This is a genomic window from Pseudomonas sp. GW822-FHT04C11, from assembly GCF_058800905.1.
The window spans coordinates 151943-173384 of the sequence record NZ_JBXAMS010000010.1 but is presented as its reverse complement, the minus strand read 5'-3'; the positions used below and the strand labels follow the sequence as shown (position 1 = coordinate 173384).

The 21442-nt window shown below is 60.1% G+C and carries 19 protein-coding genes; 14 read left to right on the top strand and 5 right to left on the bottom strand.

Going from position 1 to position 21442, the window contains the following annotated elements:
- Window positions 1–11 precede the first annotated feature (11 nt).
- Window positions 12–2399, bottom strand: a complete 2388-nt coding sequence (locus AC1RJ3_RS18180) for a 7TM diverse intracellular signaling domain-containing protein (protein ID WP_493079688.1) — start codon at window positions 2397–2399, stop codon at window positions 12–14.
- A gap of 439 nt (window positions 2400–2838) precedes the next feature.
- Here AC1RJ3_RS18180 and AC1RJ3_RS18175 point away from each other — a divergent pair, with 439 nt between their 5' ends.
- The 4 genes from AC1RJ3_RS18175 (at window position 2839) to AC1RJ3_RS18160 (ending at window position 6373) form a co-directional block, all read left to right on the top strand.
- A complete protein-coding gene (locus AC1RJ3_RS18175; RefSeq protein WP_019691830.1) occupies window positions 2839–3636 on the top strand; it encodes a hydroxymethylpyrimidine/phosphomethylpyrimidine kinase in 798 nt (265 codons plus the stop codon).
- A gap of 18 nt (window positions 3637–3654) precedes the next feature.
- Window positions 3655–4278, top strand: a complete 624-nt coding sequence (gene thiE / locus AC1RJ3_RS18170) for a thiamine phosphate synthase (RefSeq protein ID WP_054594191.1) — start codon at window positions 3655–3657, stop codon at window positions 4276–4278.
- A 32-nt stretch (window positions 4279–4310) separates the two neighbouring features.
- Complete coding sequence (hemL, locus tag AC1RJ3_RS18165; protein ID WP_493079685.1) at window positions 4311–5594, top strand: glutamate-1-semialdehyde 2,1-aminomutase; 1284 nt, start codon at window positions 4311–4313, stop codon at window positions 5592–5594.
- 224 nt (window positions 5595–5818) lie between these two features.
- Window positions 5819–6373, top strand: coding sequence for a tetratricopeptide repeat protein (locus AC1RJ3_RS18160; protein WP_054594193.1), 555 nt, complete (start codon window positions 5819–5821; stop codon window positions 6371–6373).
- 148 nt (window positions 6374–6521) lie between these two features.
- On the opposite strand, the gene AC1RJ3_RS18155 is transcribed toward AC1RJ3_RS18160, so the two are convergent.
- Entirely contained in the window at window positions 6522–6851 is a 330-nt protein-coding gene (locus AC1RJ3_RS18155; RefSeq protein WP_008052403.1) for a DUF1820 family protein, read from the bottom strand.
- A 135-nt stretch (window positions 6852–6986) separates the two neighbouring features.
- Here AC1RJ3_RS18155 and miaB point away from each other — a divergent pair, with 135 nt between their 5' ends.
- The 5 genes from miaB (at window position 6987) to lnt (ending at window position 12464) form a co-directional block, all read left to right on the top strand.
- A complete protein-coding gene (gene miaB / locus AC1RJ3_RS18150) occupies window positions 6987–8321 on the top strand; it encodes a tRNA (N6-isopentenyl adenosine(37)-C2)-methylthiotransferase MiaB (protein WP_054598186.1) in 1335 nt (444 codons plus the stop codon).
- A gap of 259 nt (window positions 8322–8580) precedes the next feature.
- Window positions 8581–9600 carry a PhoH family protein gene (locus AC1RJ3_RS18145; RefSeq protein WP_054594194.1) on the top strand — a complete coding sequence of 340 codons (1020 nt, stop codon included), beginning with the start codon at window positions 8581–8583 and terminating at the stop codon, window positions 9598–9600.
- The gene (ybeY, locus tag AC1RJ3_RS18140) at window positions 9593–10087 is read left to right on the top strand and encodes an rRNA maturation RNase YbeY (protein WP_019691824.1); all 495 of its coding nucleotides are present in this window, start codon (window positions 9593–9595) and stop codon (window positions 10085–10087) included. The genes AC1RJ3_RS18145 and ybeY overlap by 8 nt, the downstream gene beginning before the upstream one ends.
- Before the next feature lie 5 nt (window positions 10088–10092).
- A complete protein-coding gene (locus AC1RJ3_RS18135; protein ID WP_019691823.1) occupies window positions 10093–10932 on the top strand; it encodes a CorC family transporter in 840 nt (279 codons plus the stop codon).
- A gap of 8 nt (window positions 10933–10940) precedes the next feature.
- Entirely contained in the window at window positions 10941–12464 is a 1524-nt protein-coding gene (gene lnt, locus AC1RJ3_RS18130) for an apolipoprotein N-acyltransferase (protein ID WP_347928103.1), read from the top strand.
- 54 nt (window positions 12465–12518) lie between these two features.
- Here lnt and AC1RJ3_RS18125 read toward each other — a convergent pair whose 3' ends face one another.
- Entirely contained in the window at window positions 12519–13280 is a 762-nt protein-coding gene (locus AC1RJ3_RS18125) for a YdcF family protein (RefSeq protein WP_347928104.1), read from the bottom strand.
- Window positions 13281–13416: 136 nt separating this feature from the next.
- Complete coding sequence (locus tag AC1RJ3_RS18120) at window positions 13417–13740, bottom strand: hypothetical protein (protein ID WP_054594197.1); 324 nt, start codon at window positions 13738–13740, stop codon at window positions 13417–13419.
- Window positions 13741–13999: 259 nt separating this feature from the next.
- On the opposite strand from AC1RJ3_RS18120, the gene leuS reads away from it, so the two are divergent.
- The 5 genes from leuS (at window position 14000) to AC1RJ3_RS18095 (ending at window position 20215) form a co-directional block, all read left to right on the top strand.
- Window positions 14000–16606, top strand: a complete 2607-nt coding sequence (leuS, locus tag AC1RJ3_RS18115) for a leucine--tRNA ligase (RefSeq protein ID WP_493079680.1) — start codon at window positions 14000–14002, stop codon at window positions 16604–16606.
- Window positions 16607–16695: 89 nt separating this feature from the next.
- The gene (locus AC1RJ3_RS18110) at window positions 16696–17301 is read left to right on the top strand and encodes an LPS-assembly lipoprotein LptE (protein WP_054594199.1); all 606 of its coding nucleotides are present in this window, start codon (window positions 16696–16698) and stop codon (window positions 17299–17301) included.
- Between the two features lie 39 nt (window positions 17302–17340).
- Window positions 17341–18378 (top strand): DNA polymerase III subunit delta, encoded by a 1038-nt coding sequence (holA, locus tag AC1RJ3_RS18105; RefSeq protein ID WP_054594200.1) that lies wholly within the window; start codon window positions 17341–17343, stop codon window positions 18376–18378.
- 286 nt (window positions 18379–18664) lie between these two features.
- Window positions 18665–18820 carry an alternative ribosome rescue factor ArfA gene (gene arfA / locus AC1RJ3_RS18100; RefSeq protein WP_019693801.1) on the top strand — a complete coding sequence of 52 codons (156 nt, stop codon included), beginning with the start codon at window positions 18665–18667 and terminating at the stop codon, window positions 18818–18820.
- Between the two features lie 72 nt (window positions 18821–18892).
- Window positions 18893–20215, top strand: a complete 1323-nt coding sequence (locus AC1RJ3_RS18095; RefSeq protein WP_347928106.1) for a lytic murein transglycosylase — start codon at window positions 18893–18895, stop codon at window positions 20213–20215.
- A gap of 135 nt (window positions 20216–20350) precedes the next feature.
- Here the strand turns inward: AC1RJ3_RS18095 and AC1RJ3_RS18090 are convergent, their stop codons facing one another.
- On the bottom strand, window positions 20351–21298 hold the full coding sequence (locus AC1RJ3_RS18090; RefSeq protein ID WP_493079677.1) for a S66 peptidase family protein: 948 nt from the start codon (window positions 21296–21298) through the stop codon (window positions 20351–20353).
- Window positions 21299–21442: the final 144 nt, after the last annotated feature.

Here is a 21442-nt window from a genome sequence, read left to right as displayed (position 1 = left end):
GGCATATCCGCCTAAATATCGGCGCTTTCACCTTGTTTAGGACAAAGCACCCGACGATAGAGCGTCGCCTGCAACTCCTCGAATTTCACCGGTTTGCCAAGGTAATCGGTCAATCCCTGCTCAAGATCCAGGCCCTGTGCCGAGACCACCGCCGCCAGCACCGGCAACTCGGCATAACCGGACAGCGCGCGGATCCGGCTGTCGATCGACAGTCCGTCGAGCAGCGGCAACGGACAGTCGATCAGCACCGCGTCGAACGATTCGCGACGCAAAAACTCCAGCGCCGCCTCACCGCTGTCGGCGCTGCGAACCCGATAGCCGAGCTTGAGCAACATGCCACGCACAACCAATTGATTGATGCTGTTGTCGTCGACCAGCAACACCGCGCAGTCCTGCGGTGCGCGTAAGCGGACGCTGCCGTGAGCCTGACGCGATTGAGCGACAACCGGTTGCACAACATTCACCACGTCAAACTCGACATCAAGCTGGAAGCGGCTACCGCGTCCGGGCTCGGAACGATGAGTCAAACGTCCGCCAAGCAGCTCGACCAATTGCCGACAAATTGCCAGACCGACACCCAACCCACCGTATTCGCGAGTCATCGAGCCGTCGAGCTGGAAGAACCGCTGATACAGCGTGGCTTCACCCAGATCGGTGAAACCGATGCCGGTGTCGATCACGGCGAAAGACAGCGCCAGACGCCCCTCTTCGGCAAACTTGCCGCTGACCCGCAAGGCCAGTCCCCCCACCCGGGTGAACTTGATCGCGTTATCCAGCAAGCACTCCAGACTTTGCGCCAGCTTGGCGCTGTCACCGTGCAGACGGTCGGGTAGCCCAGGGGTCAGATCGACCTTGAAGTCCAAGGCCTTGCTCGCGGCATTGGCGGCGAACTGCTGCTGCAAGGTCTCGACCATCGCGCGCAAGCTGAATGCTTCGGGGTACACCTTGAGTCGGCCGGCCTGCAATTCAGTCAGGGTCAGAATGCCGTTGACCATGCGCATCATGTCCCGTGCCGAACCGGCAGCCGTTTGTTGATACTGCTCAAGCTCCGGGTCGAGGTCGACGGTTTGCATCAACTCCAGCGAACCGATCACGCCGTTCATCGGCGTACGCAGTTCATGGGTCAGCGTCGCGAGAAATTCATCCTTGAGCTGGTTACTGCGGGCCAGTTGCTGGTTCAACACTTCGAGCTTCTGCCCGGCGTCAAACAGCGTCTGTGCCTGCTGCTCGCGCATGGCGTTGATCCGGTCAGCCAGGGCCAGCGACAGCAGCGCAACTTCAATCGCCGAGCCGATCTGACTGGCATACATGGTCAGGAACATGTTGGGCAGATAGCCGAGCACCATCAATGTATTGACGACACCGCCAAGCAGGAACGCCGACCAGGCAATGATGAAGTAGCGCGCCACCCGCAAGCCGCGCCACCAGGCGAAAATCCCGGCGAAGAAAATCACTACAGTGAAGATCAACGCCAACGCCGTCGCCAGGCGCAAGGCCAGGGCGTAGCTGGTCATCAACGACAACCCAACCACCACTGCGCTGCACGCAATCAACACCAACAGCAAGCGATCGAGCCAGCGACTGCAACTGGCCGTTTGCAGGAAGCTGCGGGCGAACTGGCTGCCGAACAGGGCGGCGCTGCCAATGAAAAACGGTGTCGAGGCGTTGGCCCACCACGGGTTGTTCGGCCAGAAATATTCGACTGCCGCGCCGTTGACCGACAGTTGGTAGAGGCCGAATGAGCCGATATAAAAGATGTAATAAAGGTAACTGGTGTCACGCACGCTCAGGTAGATGAACAGGTTGTAGACCAGCATCCCGAGTAGCACGCCGTAAATCAGACCGAGCACATACAGGCGCAAAGGCTGGTCTTCCAGATAGGCGGTGCTCGACCAAAGGGTCAGTGGCGCCTGGATCGAACCCTCGCTTTGCAGGCGCAAATACAGCGTTTCGCGCTGATCGGGGACGAAGTCCAGTTTGAACAGGTAGTTGTTTTGTCGAACCTGGCGACTGGCGAACGGCAAGGTATCGCCGGTACGACTGACCAATCGATATTCACCGGTGCTGTCCGGCACATAGAGGTCGATATGGTCCATCGGCGGATAAGCCAGCTCCAGCAGCCATCTGCGTTGAGCGTCGGGGTCTTTCGGGCGGTAGTGCAGATCGACTTTCAACCAGAACGCCGAATGCGAGTAACCGGCGTTCAGCGTGTCTTTGTCGTGGGTCTTGAAGTTGCCGGCCGCCGCTTGCGCGCGTACATCGGCGATGGATGCAGTGCCGGCGACATCTTCGTACACCTGCATGACTCGTCCCAAGGGGAGGCTTTGGGTGAGCTCATCAAAATCGGCTGCAGCCGCCAACATCGGCAAGCTCAACAGCAACATCAGCAAATAGCGCATAAAGCCCCAGCGTGGCCAGTCCGGTTGTGTCAGGAAGCCCCCCATTCCCTTTGAGTAGACGTAAAACCGGCATTACCTGTTATTGGTTTGGATCCACTCTAGCATAGCCGCTGATGGCCATTGAACACCATTGGAAAATTTAGTCTAAAGGCTCTAGAACAGGCCTTTCAGAGCGAATGGCAAAACCGGAAATGTTGAGTCGGTCAGATTGTGACAATGCCAACACGGTTGATGCGCACCTGTGGCGAGGGAGCTTGCTCCCGTCGGCCGGTCCGCGTTCGGGCGTAGCCGTCGTAAAGTCAGCCGACGCGGTCTAACTGAAAGATCGTTTTGGGGCGGCTTCGCCGCCCAGCGGGAGCAAGCTCCCTCGCCACAATGTATCGGCAGAACAGGTTGGCACAGCACCCGAAAAAGATGTTTGGTGGTAAGCTCGCGCACCATGAATATCTACAGCTCTCGCCCCGTTGTCCTCTGTCTCTCCGGCCACGACCCAAGTGGTGGCGCCGGCTTGCAGGCAGATATCGAAGCCCTGCTCGCTCAGGGTTGTCATGCTGCCCCGGCAGTGACTGCGCTGACTGTGCAAGACACGGTCAACGTCAGTGACTTCCGCGTTCTCGACCGTGAGTGGGTGCTGGCGCAAGCCAACGCCGTGCTCAACGACTCGACGGTCGCGGCAGTCAAGCTGGGCATGCTCGGCTCACTGGAAATGGTCGACACCGTGGTCGAACTGCTTCAGGCGCATCCGCATTTGCCGGTGGTCTGTGACCCGGTACTGCGCGCCGGCGGTGGTGGACGACTGGGCAAGGACGAGGTCGGCTACGCCATGCGCGAGCGCCTGCTGCCACTGGCGATCATCGCCACCCCTAACCTCCCGGAAGCACGCATCCTTGCCGAATTGCCCGAAGGCACGGCCGATGAATGCGCAGAAAAACTCCTGCCTTACGTCAAGCACCTGCTGATCACCGGCGGTCATGGCGACGAACACGAAGTGCATAATCGCCTGTACAGCCGCGACGGCAGCCGCCACACCTACACCTGCCAGCGCCTGCCCGGCAGCTATCATGGTTCGGGCTGCACCTTGGCCAGCGCCCTGGCCGGACGCCTGGCCCAGGGCGAACACCTGGCCAGCGCGGTACAGTCGGCACTCAATTACACGTGGCGCACCCTGCGAGACGCCGAACAGCTGGGCAAAGGCCAGTTCGTGCCACGCCGTCTGCCGCTGGATTTTTGCTCGTAACGCCATGAGGCCTGCACGATGAAATTACGTGGCCTGTACGCCATTACCGACAGCCAACTGCTGGCCGGCAAGTTCCTGCCTTACGTGGAGGCTGCGCTGGACGGCGGCGTCACGCTGCTGCAGTACCGCGACAAAAGCAGCGACGAGGCCCGCCGACTGCGTGAGGCCGAGGCCCTGCATGACCTGTGCGGACGCTACAAGACCCAGCTGATCATCAATGACGACGCCGAACTGGCCGCGCGCCTGGGTGTCGGCGTACACCTGGGGCAGACCGATGGCCCGTTGACGCCGGCCCGCTCGCTGCTGGGTCGCCAGGCGATCATCGGTTCGACCTGTCATGCGCAACTCGAGCTCGCCGAACAAGCGGCAAAGGAAGGCGCCAGTTACGTCGCCTTCGGCCGCTTCTTCAACTCCAACACCAAGCCCGGCGCGCCGACCTGCAGTCTCGAACTGCTCGATCAGGCCCGCAGCAAACTGCACCTGCCGATCTGCGCGATCGGCGGCATCACCCTCGACAACGCCGCCCCGCTGGTGGCCCACGGGGTTGATCTGCTGGCCGTGGTTCACGGGCTGTTTGGTGCCGAAGACACTCAAGAAGTGACGCGCCGTGCCCGCGCCTTCAACGACTTGTTCAAAGCTTAAGTATTCAATTACCGATTTTTGAGAGCCCAATCATGTCTCGTTCCGAAACCCTGTTTGCCAATGCCCAGAAACACATTCCCGGCGGCGTGAACTCGCCTGTGCGTGCCTTCAAGAGCGTCGGCGGCACGCCGCTGTTCTTCAAGCACGCCGAAGGCGCCTACGTGACGGACGAAGACAACAAGCGTTATGTCGATTACGTCGGCTCCTGGGGCCCGATGATTCTCGGCCACAGCCACCCGGACGTGCTCGACGCAGTGCGCAAGCAACTTGAACACGGTCTGTCCTACGGCGCCCCGACCGCGATGGAAACCGAGATGGCCGACCTGGTCTGCTCGATCGTGCCGTCGATGGAAATGGTGCGCATGGTCAGCTCCGGCACCGAGGCGACCATGAGCGCCATTCGCCTGGCCCGTGGTTTCACCGGCCGCGACAGCATCATCAAGTTCGAAGGTTGCTACCACGGTCACTCCGACAGCCTGTTGGTGAAAGCCGGCTCCGGCCTGCTGACCCAAGGCGTGCCAAGCTCTGCCGGGGTTCCTGCGGCCTTCGCCAAGCACACCCTGACGCTGCCATTCAACGACATCGACGCCGTTGAAAAAATGCTCGCCGAAGTTGGCCAGGAAGTGGCGTGCATCATCGTCGAGCCAGTGGCGGGCAACATGAACTGCGTGCCGCCAGCGCCAGGTTTCCTCGAAGGCCTGCGCACCCTGTGTGACAAACACGGCGTGGTGCTGATCTTCGACGAAGTGATGACCGGTTTCCGCGTGGCACTGGGTGGGGCCCAGGCGTATTACGGCGTAACCCCGGACCTGAGCACCTTCGGCAAGATTATCGGTGGCGGCATGCCGGTCGGCTGCTTCGGCGGCAAACGCGAAATCATGTCGCACATCGCGCCACTGGGTCCGGTTTACCAGGCGGGCACGCTGTCGGGTAACCCGTTGGCCATGGCCGCCGGCCTGACCACCCTGCGCCTGATCAGCCGCCCGGGCTTCCACGCCGAACTCAGCGAGTACACCAGTCGCCTGCTCGATGGCCTGCAACAGCGCGCCGACGCCGCTGGCATCCCGTTCGTGACCACCCAGGCCGGTGGCATGTTTGGCCTGTACTTCAGCGGCGCCGACGACATCGTGACCTTCGATGACGTGATGGCCAGCGATGCCAACCTGTTCAAGCGCTTCTTCCACCTGATGCTTGAAGGTGGCGTGTACCTGGCACCGAGCGCCTTCGAAGCCGGTTTCACCTCGATCGCTCACGGCGACGCCGAGCTGAAGCTGACGCTGGACGCTGCTGAACGTGCATTCGCTGCATTGAAGTAATGCAATAGACGCTGACGTCGACGATTGTCGGCGTCAGCTTTATCCTACCTGCCTAGCTTATTTCTTACGCGATACTGATAATTCCCCCAAAAGCGGCAGATATATTCCCCGCGCGGCAGAAAAACGAGTAAAGACTTTGTAAGGTGGGTCCTGCTTATTTCATAATGCGCGCTTATTGGATCCCTCGACGGGTCCGCGCGCCCTTCAGAGGTAAGTCGATTCCCATGAACCGCACCGGCCGCGCCCTTGCACTGGGCTGCCTGTTGCTCCTTCAGCCCCTGCTCGCGCATGCACAAGCAGGCGGCAACTCGTTGTTGATCCCAGCGATGGGTCGTTGCACCCTCAATACCCAGCCTGAAGACCTGAAGGAGGCGCTCGCCGCCTGCCAGAAAGCGTCGGACGCCGGGGATGCGGAAGCGCAATACGAGTTGGGCGAGTTCTACTACGACGGCAAACGCGTGCCGCGCGACCTCAATCAAGCCCTGAGCTACTTCGAAAAAGCTTCGCTGCAAGGCCACGCTCAGGCGCAATTCAAACTCGGCATCATGTTCTTCCATGGCGAAGGCGTGCCGGCCAATAACGTTCAGGCATATATCGTGCTGAAAATGGCCGCGGTCAACGGCGCGGAAGATGCGCTGGACACCGCCGACGAAGTCGCCGAGCACATGCAACGCAGTGAACTGGAAGTTGCGACCCAGGTGCTGGGGCAAATTTTCCGTAAATACCTGATGGAACTGCAAAGCGCCGACGGGCGTACGCCTTTCTCGCCATTACCCTGAATCCAGCGCGGGCTACTGTGGCGAGGGAGCTTGCTCCCGCTCGACTGCGCAGCGGTCGTAAAGTCAGCTAACGCGGTGTGACAGATATAATTCAGGGCCGCTTCGCGCCCCAGCGGGAGCAAGCTCCCTCGCCACAGGGGGCAGCCGCTTACTTCTCAGGCATCGGCATCGGAAACGGCATGACATTGCCGACCGCGCCACGGGCTTCGCTGATTTTCGGGGTGCCCATACGCTCGACTTCGTCGATGCGCACAATCGAATGCATCGGCACAAAACTGCGCACCACGCCCTCGAACTGAGCCTTGAGCTTCTCTTCGCTCGGATCGACGACCACTTGCGTGCGCTCGCCAAAGACGAACTCTTCCACTTCCAGAAAGCCCCACAGATCACTTTGATAGATCTGCTTGGCGTACATTTCGAACACCTGGCCCTGGTTGAGGAAAATCACCTTGTAGATTGGAGCTTCACGTTTGGTCATGGTGGGCGAACAACACATCGAGGGATAAAAATGAGGGCGCGAACTATAGCATAGCCGCTGGACGCACGACGGTAGGAACCTGGGGACTTGTTCCCTATAATGCGCGGTTCTTTGAATCACGTGATGAACCCGTCCATGGCCAAGAAGCTTTACATCGAAACCCACGGTTGCCAGATGAACGAGTACGACAGCTCGCGCATGGTCGATCTGCTGGGCGAACATCAGGCCCTGGAAGTGACGGCGCGCGCCGAAGACGCAGACGTCATCCTGCTCAACACCTGCTCGATTCGCGAGCGCGCCCAGGACCGGGTGTACTCCCAGCTTGGCCGCTGGCGCGAACTGAAGCTCGCCAACCCGGAAATGGTCATCGCCGTCGGCGGTTGCGTGGCCAGCCAGGAAGGCGCGGCAATCCGCGACCGCGCACCCTATGTCGACGTGGTCTTCGGCCCGCAGACTTTGCACCGTCTGCCGGAAATGATCGACGCCGCGCGCCTGACCAAACTGCCGCAAGTCGACGTCTCGTTCCCGGAAATCGAAAAATTCGACCACCTGCCAGAACCGCGCATCGATGGCCCAAGCGCCTATGTGTCGGTGATGGAAGGTTGCAGCAAGTACTGCACTTTCTGCGTAGTGCCCTATACCCGCGGTGAAGAAGTCAGCCGGCCGTTCGACGACGTGATCGCCGAGATCATTCACCTGGCCGAGAACGGCGTGCGTGAAGTCACCCTGCTGGGGCAGAACGTCAACGGCTACCGTGGCCTGACCCATGATGGGCGCCTGGCCGATCTGGCCGAGCTGATCCGCGTGGTGGCGGCTGTCGATGGCATCGACCGTATTCGCTACACCACGTCACACCCGCTGGAGTTCTCCGACAGCCTGATCCAGGCCCACGCCGATGTACCGGAACTGGTCAAACACCTGCATTTGCCGGTGCAGTCGGGTTCGGACCGGATTCTTGCAGCGATGAAGCGCAACCACACCGCACTCGAGTACAAGTCGAAACTGCGCAAGCTGCGCGCCGCCGTACCGGGCATTTGCATCAGTTCGGACTTTATCGTCGGCTTCCCCGGCGAGACCGAAAAAGACTTCGAACAGACCATGAAGCTGATTGAAGACGTCGGTTTCGACTTCTCCTACTCGTTCGTCTACAGCCAGCGCCCGGGCACCCCGGCTGCCGACCTGGCCGACGAAACCCCGGAAGAGCTGAAAAAAGAGCGCCTGAACGCCCTGCAACATCGCCTCAACCAGCAAGGTTTCGAGATCAGCCGACAAATGGTCGGTTCAACCCAGCGGATCCTGGTGACCGATTACTCGAAAAAAGACCCGGGCGAACTGCAAGGCCGGACCGAAAATAATCGAATCGTAAACTTCCGCTGCGACAATCCGACCTTGATCGGCCAGTTCGCCGACGTGCACATCGACGCCGCACAGCCGCACTCGCTACGTGGCTCGTTGATTCAACAAGGCTAGTTCCGGCTAGTGCGGGCTCCTGTGGCGAGGGAGCTTGCTCCCGCTCGGTTGCGAAGCAGCCGCAAACCAGTCGCTTCGGTACCTTCTGAAAAACCGTAGTGACCGGGGTGGGAGCGCTTCGCACTCCAGCGGGAGCAAGCTCCCTCGCCACAGGAATGGAATGGGTGTTTGATGTTGGTCTGTTTAAGAGCTTTCGTACCCAGGCCTCTGGCGTTATCCTTGATTTATCTCCATTGCCCCAGGGCGGCTAAAAACAACCTTGAACGCACCCATAGAACCACATCGCTTCATCCTCGAGCCCTTTGAGGCTCATCGCTTCGCCAATCTGTGCGGGCAATTCGACGAGCATTTGCGCTTGATCGAACAGCGCCTGGCGATCGTGATCCGCAATCGCGGCAATCAGTTCGAATTGATCGGCGAGCCCAAGCACACCATCTCCGCGGAAAACCTGCTGCGCCGCCTCTACCGTGAAACCAAGAGTAGCGAGCTGTCGCCAGACATGGTTCACCTGTTCCTGCAGGAATCGGCCGTGGAAGAAATGGACAACCATTCGCCCGCCGAACCCTCAGTCGCCCTGCGCACCAAAAAAGGCATGATTCGCCCTCGCGGCTTGAATCAGCTGCGCTACGTGAAGGAAATCCTGGGCAACGATATCAACTTCGGCATCGGCCCCGCCGGTACCGGCAAGACCTATCTGGCCGTTGCCTGCGCAGTCGATGCGCTGGAGCGCGAGCAGATCCGCCGCATCCTGCTGGTACGTCCAGCGGTCGAGGCCGGCGAGAAACTCGGCTTCCTGCCCGGCGACCTGGCACAAAAAATCGACCCGTACTTGCGCCCGCTGTATGACGCGCTGTACGAAATGCTCGGCTTTGAACACGTCGCCAAGCTGATCGAACGCCAGGTGATCGAAGTTGCGCCGCTGGCGTACATGCGAGGCCGCACGCTGAACAACAGCTTCATCATCCTCGACGAAAGCCAGAACACCACCGTCGAACAGATGAAGATGTTCCTGACGCGGATCGGTTTTGGCTCGACCGCGGTCATCACCGGTGACATCACCCAGATCGACCTGCCGAAAGGCACCAAGTCCGGGCTGATTCATGTGATCGACGTGCTCAAGGAAGTACCGGGCATCAGCTTTACCCACTTCAAACCCAAAGACGTCGTGCGCCACCCGCTGGTGCAGCGCATTGTCGAAGCCTATGAGCGTTTCGAAAATCGCCTGATTGACGAACCTGCAACGCTTTCCGCTGAAAAGGGCAATCGCCACGATGCTTGAGCTTGATCTGCAACTGGCGACCGAAGCGCCCGCTCCAAGCGAAGCCGAGTTCCGCCAATGGTGCGAACTGGCCCTGCGTCAGCGCACCGCCGACTCGGAATTGACCATTCGCCTGGTCGACGAGGAAGAAGGCCGCGAGCTGAACTACACCTGGCGTCAAAAGGATTACGCAACCAATGTGTTGTCGTTCCCTGCCGATGTGCCCGACGAATTGCTGGACATCCCGTTGCTGGGCGATCTGGTGATCTGCGTGGCCGTGGTCGAGCGCGAGGCTGCCGAGCAAGGCAAGGAGTTGAAGGCCCACTGGGCGCATCTGGTCATTCACGGCTGCTTGCATCTGCTTGGTTACGACCATATAGATGATGACGAAGCCGAAGAAATGGAAGCACTGGAACGAACGTTGCTTGCAGAATTGGGTCATCCTGACCCCTATGCGGACGACGAAACCGAAACATCCCCTATCGTTACAACAAAGGATTCAGAGTAATCGCTATGAGCGAAGATCGATCGAGCAACGGGCAAAAGTCCTGGCTGGGTAAGCTCACCCAGGCTTTTGCCCACGAGCCGAAAAACCGTCAGGAGCTGCTGGAGCTTCTGCGTGATGCCCATCAGAACAAATTGCTGGACAGCGAAGCGCTGGCCATCGTCGAGGGCGCCATCCAGGTCGCTGACCTGCAAGTACGCGACATCATGGTCCCGCGCTCGCAGATGGTCAGCATCAAGGCGACCCAGACACCCCGTGAATTCCTCCCGGCCGTGGTTGAGTCCGCGCACTCGCGTTACCCGGTAATCGGCGAGAGCCACGACGACGTCATGGGCGTGTTGCTGGCCAAGGATCTGCTGCCGCTGATCCTCAAAGAGAACGGCGACAGCTTCAACATCAAGGATTTGCTGCGTCCGGCCACTTTCGTGCCCGAGTCCAAGCGTCTGAACGTGTTGCTGCGCGAGTTCCGCGCCAACCATAACCACATGGCCATCGTCATCGACGAATACGGCGGCGTAGCGGGCCTGGTGACCATCGAAGACGTGCTCGAGCAAATCGTCGGCGACATCGAAGACGAGCACGACGTTGAAGAAGACAGCTACATCAAGCCACTGCCAAGCGGCGATTTCCTGATCAAGGCCCTGACACCGATCGAGAACTTCAACGAGTTCTTCGACAGCGAATTCTCCGACGACGAATTCGATACCGTTGGCGGCCTGGTGATGAGCGCGTTCGGGCACTTGCCAAAACGCAACGAAATCACTGAAATCGGCGCCTATCGCTTCCGCATCCTGAACGCCGACAGCCGTCGCATTCACTTGCTGCGCTTGACCCCTATAGCCCGCTAAGGACTGACATGCGTTGGATCACCCGCCCCGGCTGGCCCGGTAACCTGCTGGCCGTGGCGGCCGGTGCACTCACCACTCTGGCCTTGGCGCCATTCGATATCTGGCCGCTGGCATTGCTGGCGGTCGGATTTTTCTATGCGGGCTTGCGTGAACTGACACCTCGTCAGGCGCTGGGTCGCGGCTGGTGTTTCGGTTTCGGCCTGTTTGGCGCCGGCACCAGTTGGATCTACTACAGCATCCATAACTTTGGTGGCGCTTCGATGCTGCTCGCCGGATTGCTGATGCTGGCGTTCACCGCCGCGATTGCCTGGTTCTTCGCCCTGCCCGCCTGGATCTGGGCGCGCTGGTTGCGCCGTAACGAAGCGCCATTGGCCGACGCCTTGGCATTCGCGGCGTTGTGGGTGGGCCAGGAAGCGTTTCGCGGCTGGTTCCTCACCGGTTTTCCATGGCTTTATTCCGGTTACAGCCAACTCGACGGTCCGCTCGCCGGATTGGCGCCATTGGGTGGTATGTGGCTGATTTCCTTCAGCCTGGCCCTGACCGCCGCGCTTGCGTACAACCTGCCACGCCTGATCAAGGCCGGACACAAAGGCTTTATCGTCGCCGGCCTGCTGTTGCTGGCTGCGCCTTGGGTCATCGGCCTGTCGCTCAAAGGCCACGCCTGGACCAGCCCTTCGGGCAATCCGCTGAGCGTCGCGGCGATTCAGGGCAACATCGAACAAAGCATGAAGTGGGACCCGGCGCAGCTCAACGCGCAACTGGCGCTGTACCGCGACATGAGCTTCACCTCCAAACGTGTCGACCTGCTGATCTGGCCGGAAACCGCGGTCCCGGTGCTCAAGGAGTCTGCCGAGGGCTACCTGAACATGATGGGCAGCTTCGCCGCCGAACGTAACTCGGCACTGATTACCGGCGTGCCGATCCGCCAGGAAGTGCATCACGAGAAACGCTTCTACAATGGCATCACGGTGGTTGGCCAAGGCGATGGCACTTACCTCAAGCAGAAACTGGTGCCGTTTGGCGAATACGTGCCGCTGCAAGAGTTACTGCGCGGCCTGATTGCGTTCTTCGATCTGCCGATGTCGGATTTCGCCCGCGGCCCGGCTGATCAGCCGTTGTTGCAAGCCAAGGGTTATCAGATTGCACCGTTCATCTGTTACGAAGTGGTCTACCCGGAATTTGCCGCCAGCCTTTCGGCGCGCAGCGATTTGCTGCTGACCATCAGCAACGACACCTGGTTCGGCACCTCCATCGGCCCGCTGCAACACTTGCAGATGGCGCAAATGCGAGCGCTGGAAGCCGGGCGCTGGATGATTCGCGCGACCAACAACGGCGTCACCGGATTGATTGATCCCTTCGGCAAAATCACCGTGCAAATCCCGCAATTCGAACGCGGCATTCTCTACGGTGACGTGGTGCCGATGCACAACCTGACGCCTTACCTGCAATGGCGCTCGTGGCCGCTGCTTATCCTTTGTGTACTGCTGTTTGGCTGGGCATTGCTGGCCAGCCGGATCGCCAAGACGGTTTAAGCGCTTGTGGCGAGGGAGCTTGCTCCCTTGCCACAGAGGTGGGAACGATCAATATCAGCGATAAAAAATCGAATAGCCGATCTGCCCCACGGCCTCATTCAACAGCTGCCCCGATCGCCAGATCGACTTGAACGTCGGCATCCAGCCACCCAACGGCTCGCCATTATCGGTGCCTAAAAAGCCCACCGGAGCCGGCACCACGGTAAATCCCGCCTGCTCGAAACTCCAGACGCTGCGCGGCATATGCCAGGCTTGCGTCACCACCACGACCCGCTTCAACCCCACAGGCTCCAGCAGTTCGGCAGTGAATTGAGCGTTTTCCCAGGTGGTGCGGCTGCGCCCTTCCTGCCAACGAACCGTGACCCCAAAATCATCCTGTAACGAATCGGCCATCAACTTCGCTTCAGTCGGTGGCGTGCCGTAATGCAAACCACCGCTGGTCAACACCGGCAAACCCGACGCCTTGGCCAGCCGCGCCGCATAACGCTCACGCTCCAGCGCCACACCCGTTGGCTGATCGGAACCCCAGGCCAGGTCACCGCGTTCGCGCCCCGCCCCCAGCACCACGATCACATCCGCGCGCTCGGCCAGAGTCGCCCATTCGCTGCGGGCCAGCGGTGCTTCACGCTCAAGGGCCTTCGCGCTCCACTGCACAACGACCGGCAAGCTCATCAACCAGAACCCACCGGCGCCCAAGGCAAAACACAGCCCTGCAAGGCGTGGTCTTGAGCGGCGCAACCACCAGGCAAGCGCAAGCAACAGCAAAAAAATACCGGGTGGCAGAAGCAGTTGTTTAACGAAATAACGAAAAGGCATCGGGCATCTCCTGAGATGCCCGAAGCCTAAGTGGGTTGAAACAAAGCGACAACTAAGATGGAAGGCCTTTCCTTCAAAAAGCCATCTCGGGCGACTTCATGCGCCCGCTTGGGGCAACGAACATTTGCCTGATCGCTTACTTGACCAGCAGGGACCGGACCTTTACCGCGTCTCTGCGAGAGAGCTTGTCTTGCAACCAGATAATTTTCGCCGAACGGGGAACGTCCTTAGGCTTCACTGCTTCTGATGACAAGCATCCTTGCGCCTCATGTTCACTACGATCCAGATAAGCCATGATCAGTTCGAACTCTGCGCGGCTCAACCCGCGAAGTTCCAGCTCCACCGGACGCTCATCGCGTAACCGGCCAGCTGTCCTTGCGGCATCCAGGGCCAGCCCCAGGCGCTCTATCAGCTTTTCGTACAGCTCCGGTTTAGTTACTTTTCGTTGTGACTCAACCATCCCTCACCTCATTGAAGATAAGACTCACTCCCCATCTAGAGCTTAGCTTCGCTGAGAAAACCGTTCAGGTGCCGCGACCAACGGCCCTACGCGTGTAATCAAGGTTTCCCTCGGTAGAGTGCGGTCATGTATGCTACGGCGCTTCCTGTAACTCCACTTCCAGCTCGACTGGGCATCGAAAACGCCACTTTTGGCGTCATCAGCGTCCAGCGTTGCATTGAAGAGGATTAGGCCACCCCTATTCAGTTCAAAAGTAGCCATGCACGAACAATACCAGCCCCGTGAAATCGAAGCCGCCGCCCAGTCGTTCTGGGACGAGCAAAAGTCCTTTGAAGTCAGTGAACAGCCAGGCAAGGAGACTTTCTACTGCCTGTCGATGTTCCCTTACCCCAGCGGCAAGCTACACATGGGGCACGTGCGCAACTACACCATTGGCGACGTGATCTCCCGCTATCAGCGCATGCAAGGCAAAAACGTCCTGCAACCCATGGGTTGGGACGCTTTTGGCATGCCGGCGGAAAACGCCGCAATGAAGAACAACGTAGCGCCCGCCAAGTGGACCTACGAAAACATCGCCTACATGAAATCCCAGCTGCGCAGCCTGGGCCTGGCGGTGGACTGGTCGCGCGAAGTCACCACCTGCAAGCCGGATTACTACCGTTGGGAACAATGGCTGTTCACTCGCCTGTTCGAAAAAGGCGTGATCTACCGTAAAAACGGCACCGTGAACTGGGACCCGGTCGACCAGACCGTTCTGGCCAACGAACAGGTGATCGACGGTCGCGGCTGGCGCTCCGGCGCGCTGATCGAAAAACGCGAAATCCCGATGTACTACTTCAAAATCACCGCTTACGCGGATGAACTGCTGGAGAGTCTCGACGACCTGCCGGGCTGGCCTGAGCAAGTCAAAACCATGCAGCGCAACTGGATTGGCAAATCCCGCGGCATGGAAGTGCAGTTCCCGTACAACGTCGACTCGATCGGCGAAACGGGCGCACTGAAAGTCTTCACCACCCGTCCGGACACCCTGATGGGCGCGACCTACGTTGCCGTGGCTGCCGAACATCACCTGGCGACCCTGGCGGCGAAGAACAACCCTGAGCTGCAAGCGTTCATCGCGCAATGCAAAGGCGGCAGCGTGGCCGAAGCCGACGTTGCCACCCAGGAGAAAAAAGGCCTGCCGACCGGCCTGTTCGTCGAGCACCCGCTGACCGGCGAAAAATTGCCGGTATGGGTCGCCAACTATGTGCTGATGCACTACGGCGACGGCGCGGTAATGGCGGTTCCGGCCCACGACGAGCGCGATTTCGAATTCGCCCACAAGTACAACCTGCCGGTTAAATCAGTCGTGCGCACCAGTTCCGGTGATAGCAACCCGACACCATGGCAAGACGCCTACGGCGAACACGGCACGCTGATCAACTCCGGCGAGTTCGATGGCCTGGATTTCGCGGGCGCGTTCGACGCCATCGAAGTAGCCCTGATCAAGAAAAGCCTCGGTGCCTCGCGCACTCAGTTCCGTCTGCGCGACTGGGGCATCAGTCGCCAGCGTTACTGGGGCTGCCCGATTCCGATCATCCACTGCAATACCTGCGGTGACGTGCCGGTGCCGGAAGACCAACTGCCTGTCGTGCTGCCGGAAGACGTCGTACCCGATGGCGCTGGTTCGCCATTGGCGCGCATGCCCGAGTTTTACGAATGCACGTGCCCGAAATGCGGCGCACCTGCCAAGCGTGAAACCGACACCATGGACACCTTCGTCGAGTCCTCGTGGTACTACGCCCGTTACGCCTCTCCGCACTATGAAGGCGGCCTGGTGGAAAAATCCGCGGCCGACCATTGGTTGCCAGTGGATCAATACATCGGCGGTATCGAACACGCGATCCTGCACCTGCTCTATGCGCGCTTCTTCCACAAGCTGATGCGCGACGAAGGCCTGGTGAGCTCCAACGAGCCGTTCAAGAACCTGCTGACCCAGGGCATGGTGATCGCCGAGACTTATTATCGTCGCGAAGCCAACGGTGCTTACACCTGGTTCAACCCGGCGGACGTGGTACTCGAGCGCGACAGCAAGGCCAAGGTCATTAGCGCCAAGTTGATCGCAGACGGCCTGCCGGTGGAAATCGGCGGGACCGAGAAGATGGCCAAGTCGAAGAACAACGGCGTCGATCCACAGTCGATGATCGATCAGTTCGGCGCAGACACTTGCCGCCTGTTCATGATGTTCGCCTCGCCACCGGACATGAGCGCGGAATGGTCCGACTCCGGCGTAGAAGGTTCGCACCGCTTCCTCAAGCGCGTCTGGCGTCTCGCTCAAGCGCACGTCACCCAGGGCCTGCCGGGCAAACTGGACGTCGCCACCTTGAACGACGAGCAGAAAGCCATTCGCCGTTCAATCCACCAGGCTATCAAGCAGGCCAGCCACGACGTGGGCCAGAACCACAAATTCAACACCGCCATCGCCCAAGTGATGACGCTGATGAACGTGCTGGAAAAAGCCGCGCAAGGCACCGAACAGGACCGCGCGCTGATTCACGAAGGCCTGGAAACCGTGACCCTGCTCCTGGCCCCGATCACCCCGCACATCAGCCATGAGCTGTGGCATCGACTGGGTCACGCCGATCCGGTGATCGATGCCGGTTGGCCGGTTCTGGACGACAGCGCGCTGGTTCAAGACAGCCTGCAACTGGTGATTCAGGTCAACGGCAAGCTGCGCGGCCAGATCGAAATGCCGGCCAGTGCCAGCCGCGAAGAAGTCGAAGCCGCCGCACGGACCAATGAAAACGTGCTGCGCTTTGTCGACGGCCTGACTATTCGTAAAGTGATCGTAGTGCCCGGAAAACTGGTCAATATCGTCGCTAGCTAATTGGATCAGGCGCAAGGTCCATACCTGGCGCCGAACAGAACCTTTCGGGTCGCACGCTCGGCCCACATGGTTTCAAGGGGAGCAACAAGATGATCAAACGCAATCTGCTGGTGATGGGGCTCGCTGTTTTGCTGAGCGCCTGCGGCTTCCAACTGCGCGGTACCGGCACCGCCGAACTGGCGATCAGGGAACTCGACCTGAGCGCACGCAACTCATATGGCGAAACCGTGACGCTGATGCGCCAGGTGCTTGAAAGCAGTGGCGTCAAAGTCTATGCCGGCGCACCTTACAAGTTGGTATTCACCGACGAACAGGAAAGCCAGCGCAGCCTCAGCTACTCCGGCGGCGGCCATTCGGCCGAGTATGAGCTGACCAACGTGCTGAACTATCAAATCGTGGGCCACAACAAGCTGTCCCTGCTCGACGACAAACTGCAAGTGCAGAAGGTCTTCATCCACGACGGCAACAACATCACTGGCTCCGACCAGGAAGCCGCCGAGGTGCGCAAGGAAATGCGTCGCGACATGGTGCAACGCATGATGCTGCGCCTGCAACAGCTTACCCCGGCTCAGCTTGATCAGTTGCAACAGACTGCCGATGACCGTGCCAAAGCGGAAGCCGACGCGCTGGAAGCAGCCCGTAAAGCTGAAGCGAACACTCCGCGTCAGTCACCTATGCAAGTACCGACCGAGTAAGTCGTACGGGGCGCTCTGGCGCCCCGTTCGCCCTGTCTTATGAAACTAGCCCCCGCCCAGCTCGGCAAACACCTGCAAGGCGCCCTTGCGCCCGTTTACATCATCAGTGGCGATGACCCACTGTTGTGTCAGGAAGCTGCCGACGCCATCCGCTCTGCTGCCCGCCAGCAAGGTTTTGACGAACGCCAGGTATTCAGCGCAGACGCCAGTTTCGACTGGGGTACGCTGCTGCAAGCCGGCGCCAGCATGTCGTTGTTCGCCGAAAAGCGCCTGCTGGAGTTGCGCTTGCCGTCCGGCAAACCGGGCGACAAAGGTGCAGCAGCGCTGATGGAGTATTGCTCGCGTCCGGCCGAAGATACCTTGCTGCTGATCAGCCTGCCAAAACTCGACGCCAGCGCGCAAAAAACCAAGTGGGGCAAGGCGCTGGTCGAAGGCCCGCAGACCCAGTTCGTGCAGATCTGGCCGGTGGATGCCAACCAGTTGCCGCAATGGATTCGTCAGCGTTTGTCCCAGGCTGGGCTTGCTGCCAGCCAGGACGCTGTCGAGCTGATCGCAGCAAGGGTCGAAGGCAACCTGCTGGCGGCCGCCCAGGAAATCGAAAAGCTCAAGCTGATGGCCGAAGGTGGCCAGATCACGCTCGAAACGGTGCAAGCGGCAGTTGCCGACAGCGCGCGCTTCGATGTTTTCGGGTTGACCGATGCCATTCTTAATGGCGAAGCGGCGCATGCGCTACGCATGCTTGAAGGTTTGCGCGGCGAAGGCGTCGAACCACCGGTGATTCTTTGGGCGCTGGCCCGAGAGCTTCGGCTATTGGCCAACCTGTCGCTGCAATACAGCCAGGGTGTGCCGCTGGACAAAGCCTTCAGCCAGGCCCGACCGCCCGTCTGGGACAAGCGCAAACCCCTGATGAGTAAAGCCCTGCAACGCCATTCGGCGCAACGCTGGGCGCAACTGCTGCTCGATGCCCAGCGGATCGACGCACAAATAAAAGGCCAGGCCGCCGGTTCGCCGTGGATGAGCCTGAGCCGCTTGGCGTTGTTGATGGCCGGCCAGCGCCTGGCATTGCCTGCCGAGTAAACCCTGCCGCGAACATACCCTGTGGTGAGGGGGCTTGCCCCCGCTGGGTCGGTCCGCGTTCGGGCGACGCGGCCCTGAAATCTGCAAACCGCATATCCACAGACACACACCGCGTGCCCAGCAATCACGGCTGCTTCGCTGCCGAACGGGGGCAAGCCCCCTCGCCACACTAACCGAGTTCACTCCAAACAGAGCTGAATGGTCCTACGCATCGCAGGGACTAGACAGAATCCCAACTTCGGCCGATGATTTGCCCCGCGAAAACCACTCAACGAGAGCACCGCCCATGAGCAAACACAAGCGGCCCAACAAGGCCAAATCCATTGTCGCCCAGCCCCTGTTCCGCAGCCGTCAGGAACAACCCGGCAAGGGCAAAGGCAGCTACCGCCGCGAAGCCTTCCAGTCTAAAAGCTGGGAGGCTTCTTACTTTCTGGCGGCATGAAGTTTCAACATCACCTCGCTCCCTCTCGGCATGATAAGGTCTGCACCTGATTCGTATTATCTGGACCTGTGCATGCCCCTTTGTCTTTCCCGTCGTTGGCACCTGCGCCAACTGATTGCTGCCTCCAGCCTTGTATTGCTTGTCGCCTGCGCGGAAAAACCCACCGCTGCCGACGCGCAACCGCTCCAAACCGCCCCCGTTGCGACTACTCCGGCCATCATTCCTCCGGTAGTGCCGACTGGCGACAATCTCGACATCCAGCCGACCCAGACCTTCGAGGAATGGGAAGCCGGTTTTCGCCAGGATGCCCTCGCCGCCGGTATCCGTCCGGATGTGTTCGACCGCGCCTTTGCCGGCATCACGCTGGACATGAGCGTGATCCGTGCCGACCGCAGCCAACCGGAGTTCACCCGCCCGGTGTGGGAATACCTCGACGGTGCGCTCTCCGCCGCGCGCGTGCGTAAAGGCCAGGCATTACTCAGCCAGTACGCCGAGACCTTGAGCACCATCGAGCAGCGTTATGGTGTTGATCGCCAGGCGCTCGTGGCCGTCTGGGGCATGGAAAGCAACTTCGGCAGTTTCCAGGGCGACAAATCGGTGATCCGCTCGCTGGCGACCCTGGCCTACGAAGGCCGGCGTCCGGGCTTTGCTCACGCCCAATTGCTGGCCGCTCTACAAATTCTGCAACAGGGTGATATCACGCCCGAGAAGATGCTCGGTTCCTGGGCTGGCGCCATGGGCCAGACCCAGTTCATCCCGACCACCTACCTCACCCACGCGGTCGATTTTGACGGTACCGGTCACCGTGATATCTGGGGCAGCCCGACCGATGCACTGGCCTCCACTGCCCATTACCTGCAAAGCTCCGGCTGGCAGAAAGGTCAGCCTTGGGGCTTCGAAGTGCAACTGGCGAGTGGTTTCGACTATTCGCTGGCTGACGGTGCGATTCGCAAAAGCGTCTCCGAGTGGATGCAAATGGGCATCAAACTGCCCAACGGCGGCGTCGTTCCACCCGGTTCCGAACACCTGTCAGCCGCCCTGCTGCTGCCCGCCGGTTATCGTGGCCCGGCGTTCCTGATCCTCGATAACTTCCGCGCAGTCCTCAAGTACAACAATTCGTCGTCCTACGCATTGGCGGTGAACCTGTTGTCTGAACGCTTTAATGGAGCGGGCCTGATCAACGGCGAATGGCCGAAGGATGACCTGCCCCTGAGTCGTTCAGAGCGCATCGAACTGCAGAATTTGCTGAGCGCCAGTAACTACGATGCGGGGAACGCCGACGGCATCATCGGCGCCAACACCCGCAAGGCCATTCGCAGCGCCCAGCAGTCGTTTGGCTGGCCGGCAGATGGTTACCCGACGCACAAGTTGCTGGAAGGTTTGCGTAACCGCTGAGGCTTGGCCTCAATCTGTGGCGAGGGAGCTTGCTCCCGCGGAGGTGCGAAGCGCCTCCAAATCGCATGCGTTCGTCGGTTAGACGACTGCTACGCAGCCGAGCGGGAGCAAGCTCCCTCGCCACGGGTCAGACTGTTACTTGATCACCACATCCTGCTCCAGCCACAACGCCTTGCTCCCCGCATCCAGCCTCACCAACGCGCCCATGGGCAGCGTCAGGTTCGGGTCGCAATGGCCGCTGCGCCAACCGGCAAGCACCGGAATCCGCAATGGCTCGAAGGTTTGCTTGAGCAACTTCGCCAATGCATCGCTGTCCACGCCGGCCACATCCCCCACCAGCACCCCGCGCAGCGTGCTCAGCTTGCCGGCCAGGCGCAGATGGGTCAGCAACCGGTCGATGCGATATATCGGCTCGTTGACGTCTTCGATGAACAGAATGATCCCGTCGGCATCGATTTCGAAAGGCGTGCCCAGGGTCGCGGCAATCATCGACAGATTACCGCCCAGCAAACGCCCATGAGCGATGCCTGGCTCGATCGTAGTCAAAGGGTACGCCACCGGGTGCGCCAACAGACTTCCAGCGTTCAACTGGCCTCTGAGCAGGCTGAGCAACGAAGACTCGGTCGGCTGGAGCTTGTTCCCCAGCAGATCGGCGTTGAGCATCGGACCGTGAAAGGTCACGAACCCCGCATAACGGCTGATGGCCAGGTGCAGCGCCGTAATGTCGCTATAGCCGACAAACGGCTTGGCATTGCGCCGCAGCAACTCGAAGTCGATCCGGTCCAGCAGGCGCGGGCTGCCGTAGCCGCCACGCAGGCAGAGAATCGCATCAATGGCCGGATCGCCAAACGCCTCATGCAGATCCTTCAGGCGAACGTCGTCACTGCCGGCGAGGTAGCCGTCTTTCTCCAGGACACCCGGAAAAATCCGCAGCGAATACCCGCGTGCACGCATCCATTGAAAAGCCGTTTCGGTATCCAGTGCCGCCGGGCCTGCCGGCGCAATGACACCGATCAGCCCCTCGGCAGGTAATGCCGGAACCGGGGCGTGCTCGGAAATAACGGGGGTCGAGCGAGTGGTCATCCGTGATTCTCCCTGTGTGAATGCTTCAGCACACAGTAGTCAGGAACGGGGATAAACAGAAGAGGTTCAGCTGTCCCGCAGGGCGCAGGAAAAAACCGGGTGTGACGTGGTACCGAGTAGCTTTTAAAAAAATGCCCGCAAGAC

Bases quoted from the DNA above. Each gene is read 5' to 3' on its own strand.
- AC1RJ3_RS18180 (WP_493079688.1), bottom strand. From the start codon at position 2,399: ATGCGCTATTTGCTGATGTTGCTGTTGAGCTTGCCGATGTTGGCGGCT.
- AC1RJ3_RS18175 (WP_019691830.1), top strand. From the start codon at position 2,839: ATGAATATCTACAGCTCTCGCCCCGTTGTCCTCTGTCTCTCCGGCCAC.
- thiE (WP_054594191.1), top strand. From the start codon at position 3,655: ATGAAATTACGTGGCCTGTACGCCATTACCGACAGCCAACTGCTGGCC.
- hemL (WP_493079685.1), top strand. From the start codon at position 4,311: ATGTCTCGTTCCGAAACCCTGTTTGCCAATGCCCAGAAACACATTCCC.
- AC1RJ3_RS18160 (WP_054594193.1), top strand. From the start codon at position 5,819: ATGAACCGCACCGGCCGCGCCCTTGCACTGGGCTGCCTGTTGCTCCTT.
- AC1RJ3_RS18155 (WP_008052403.1), bottom strand. From the start codon at position 6,851: ATGACCAAACGTGAAGCTCCAATCTACAAGGTGATTTTCCTCAACCAG.
- miaB (WP_054598186.1), top strand. From the start codon at position 6,987: ATGGCCAAGAAGCTTTACATCGAAACCCACGGTTGCCAGATGAACGAG.
- ybeY (WP_019691824.1), top strand. From the start codon at position 9,593: ATGCTTGAGCTTGATCTGCAACTGGCGACCGAAGCGCCCGCTCCAAGC.
- AC1RJ3_RS18135 (WP_019691823.1), top strand. From the start codon at position 10,093: ATGAGCGAAGATCGATCGAGCAACGGGCAAAAGTCCTGGCTGGGTAAG.
- lnt (WP_347928103.1), top strand. From the start codon at position 10,941: ATGCGTTGGATCACCCGCCCCGGCTGGCCCGGTAACCTGCTGGCCGTG.
- AC1RJ3_RS18125 (WP_347928104.1), bottom strand. From the start codon at position 13,280: ATGCCTTTTCGTTATTTCGTTAAACAACTGCTTCTGCCACCCGGTATT.
- AC1RJ3_RS18120 (WP_054594197.1), bottom strand. From the start codon at position 13,740: ATGGTTGAGTCACAACGAAAAGTAACTAAACCGGAGCTGTACGAAAAG.
- leuS (WP_493079680.1), top strand. From the start codon at position 14,000: ATGCACGAACAATACCAGCCCCGTGAAATCGAAGCCGCCGCCCAGTCG.
- AC1RJ3_RS18110 (WP_054594199.1), top strand. From the start codon at position 16,696: ATGATCAAACGCAATCTGCTGGTGATGGGGCTCGCTGTTTTGCTGAGC.
- holA (WP_054594200.1), top strand. From the start codon at position 17,341: ATGAAACTAGCCCCCGCCCAGCTCGGCAAACACCTGCAAGGCGCCCTT.
- arfA (WP_019693801.1), top strand. From the start codon at position 18,665: ATGAGCAAACACAAGCGGCCCAACAAGGCCAAATCCATTGTCGCCCAG.
- AC1RJ3_RS18095 (WP_347928106.1), top strand. From the start codon at position 18,893: ATGCCCCTTTGTCTTTCCCGTCGTTGGCACCTGCGCCAACTGATTGCT.
- AC1RJ3_RS18090 (WP_493079677.1), bottom strand. From the start codon at position 21,298: ATGACCACTCGCTCGACCCCCGTTATTTCCGAGCACGCCCCGGTTCCG.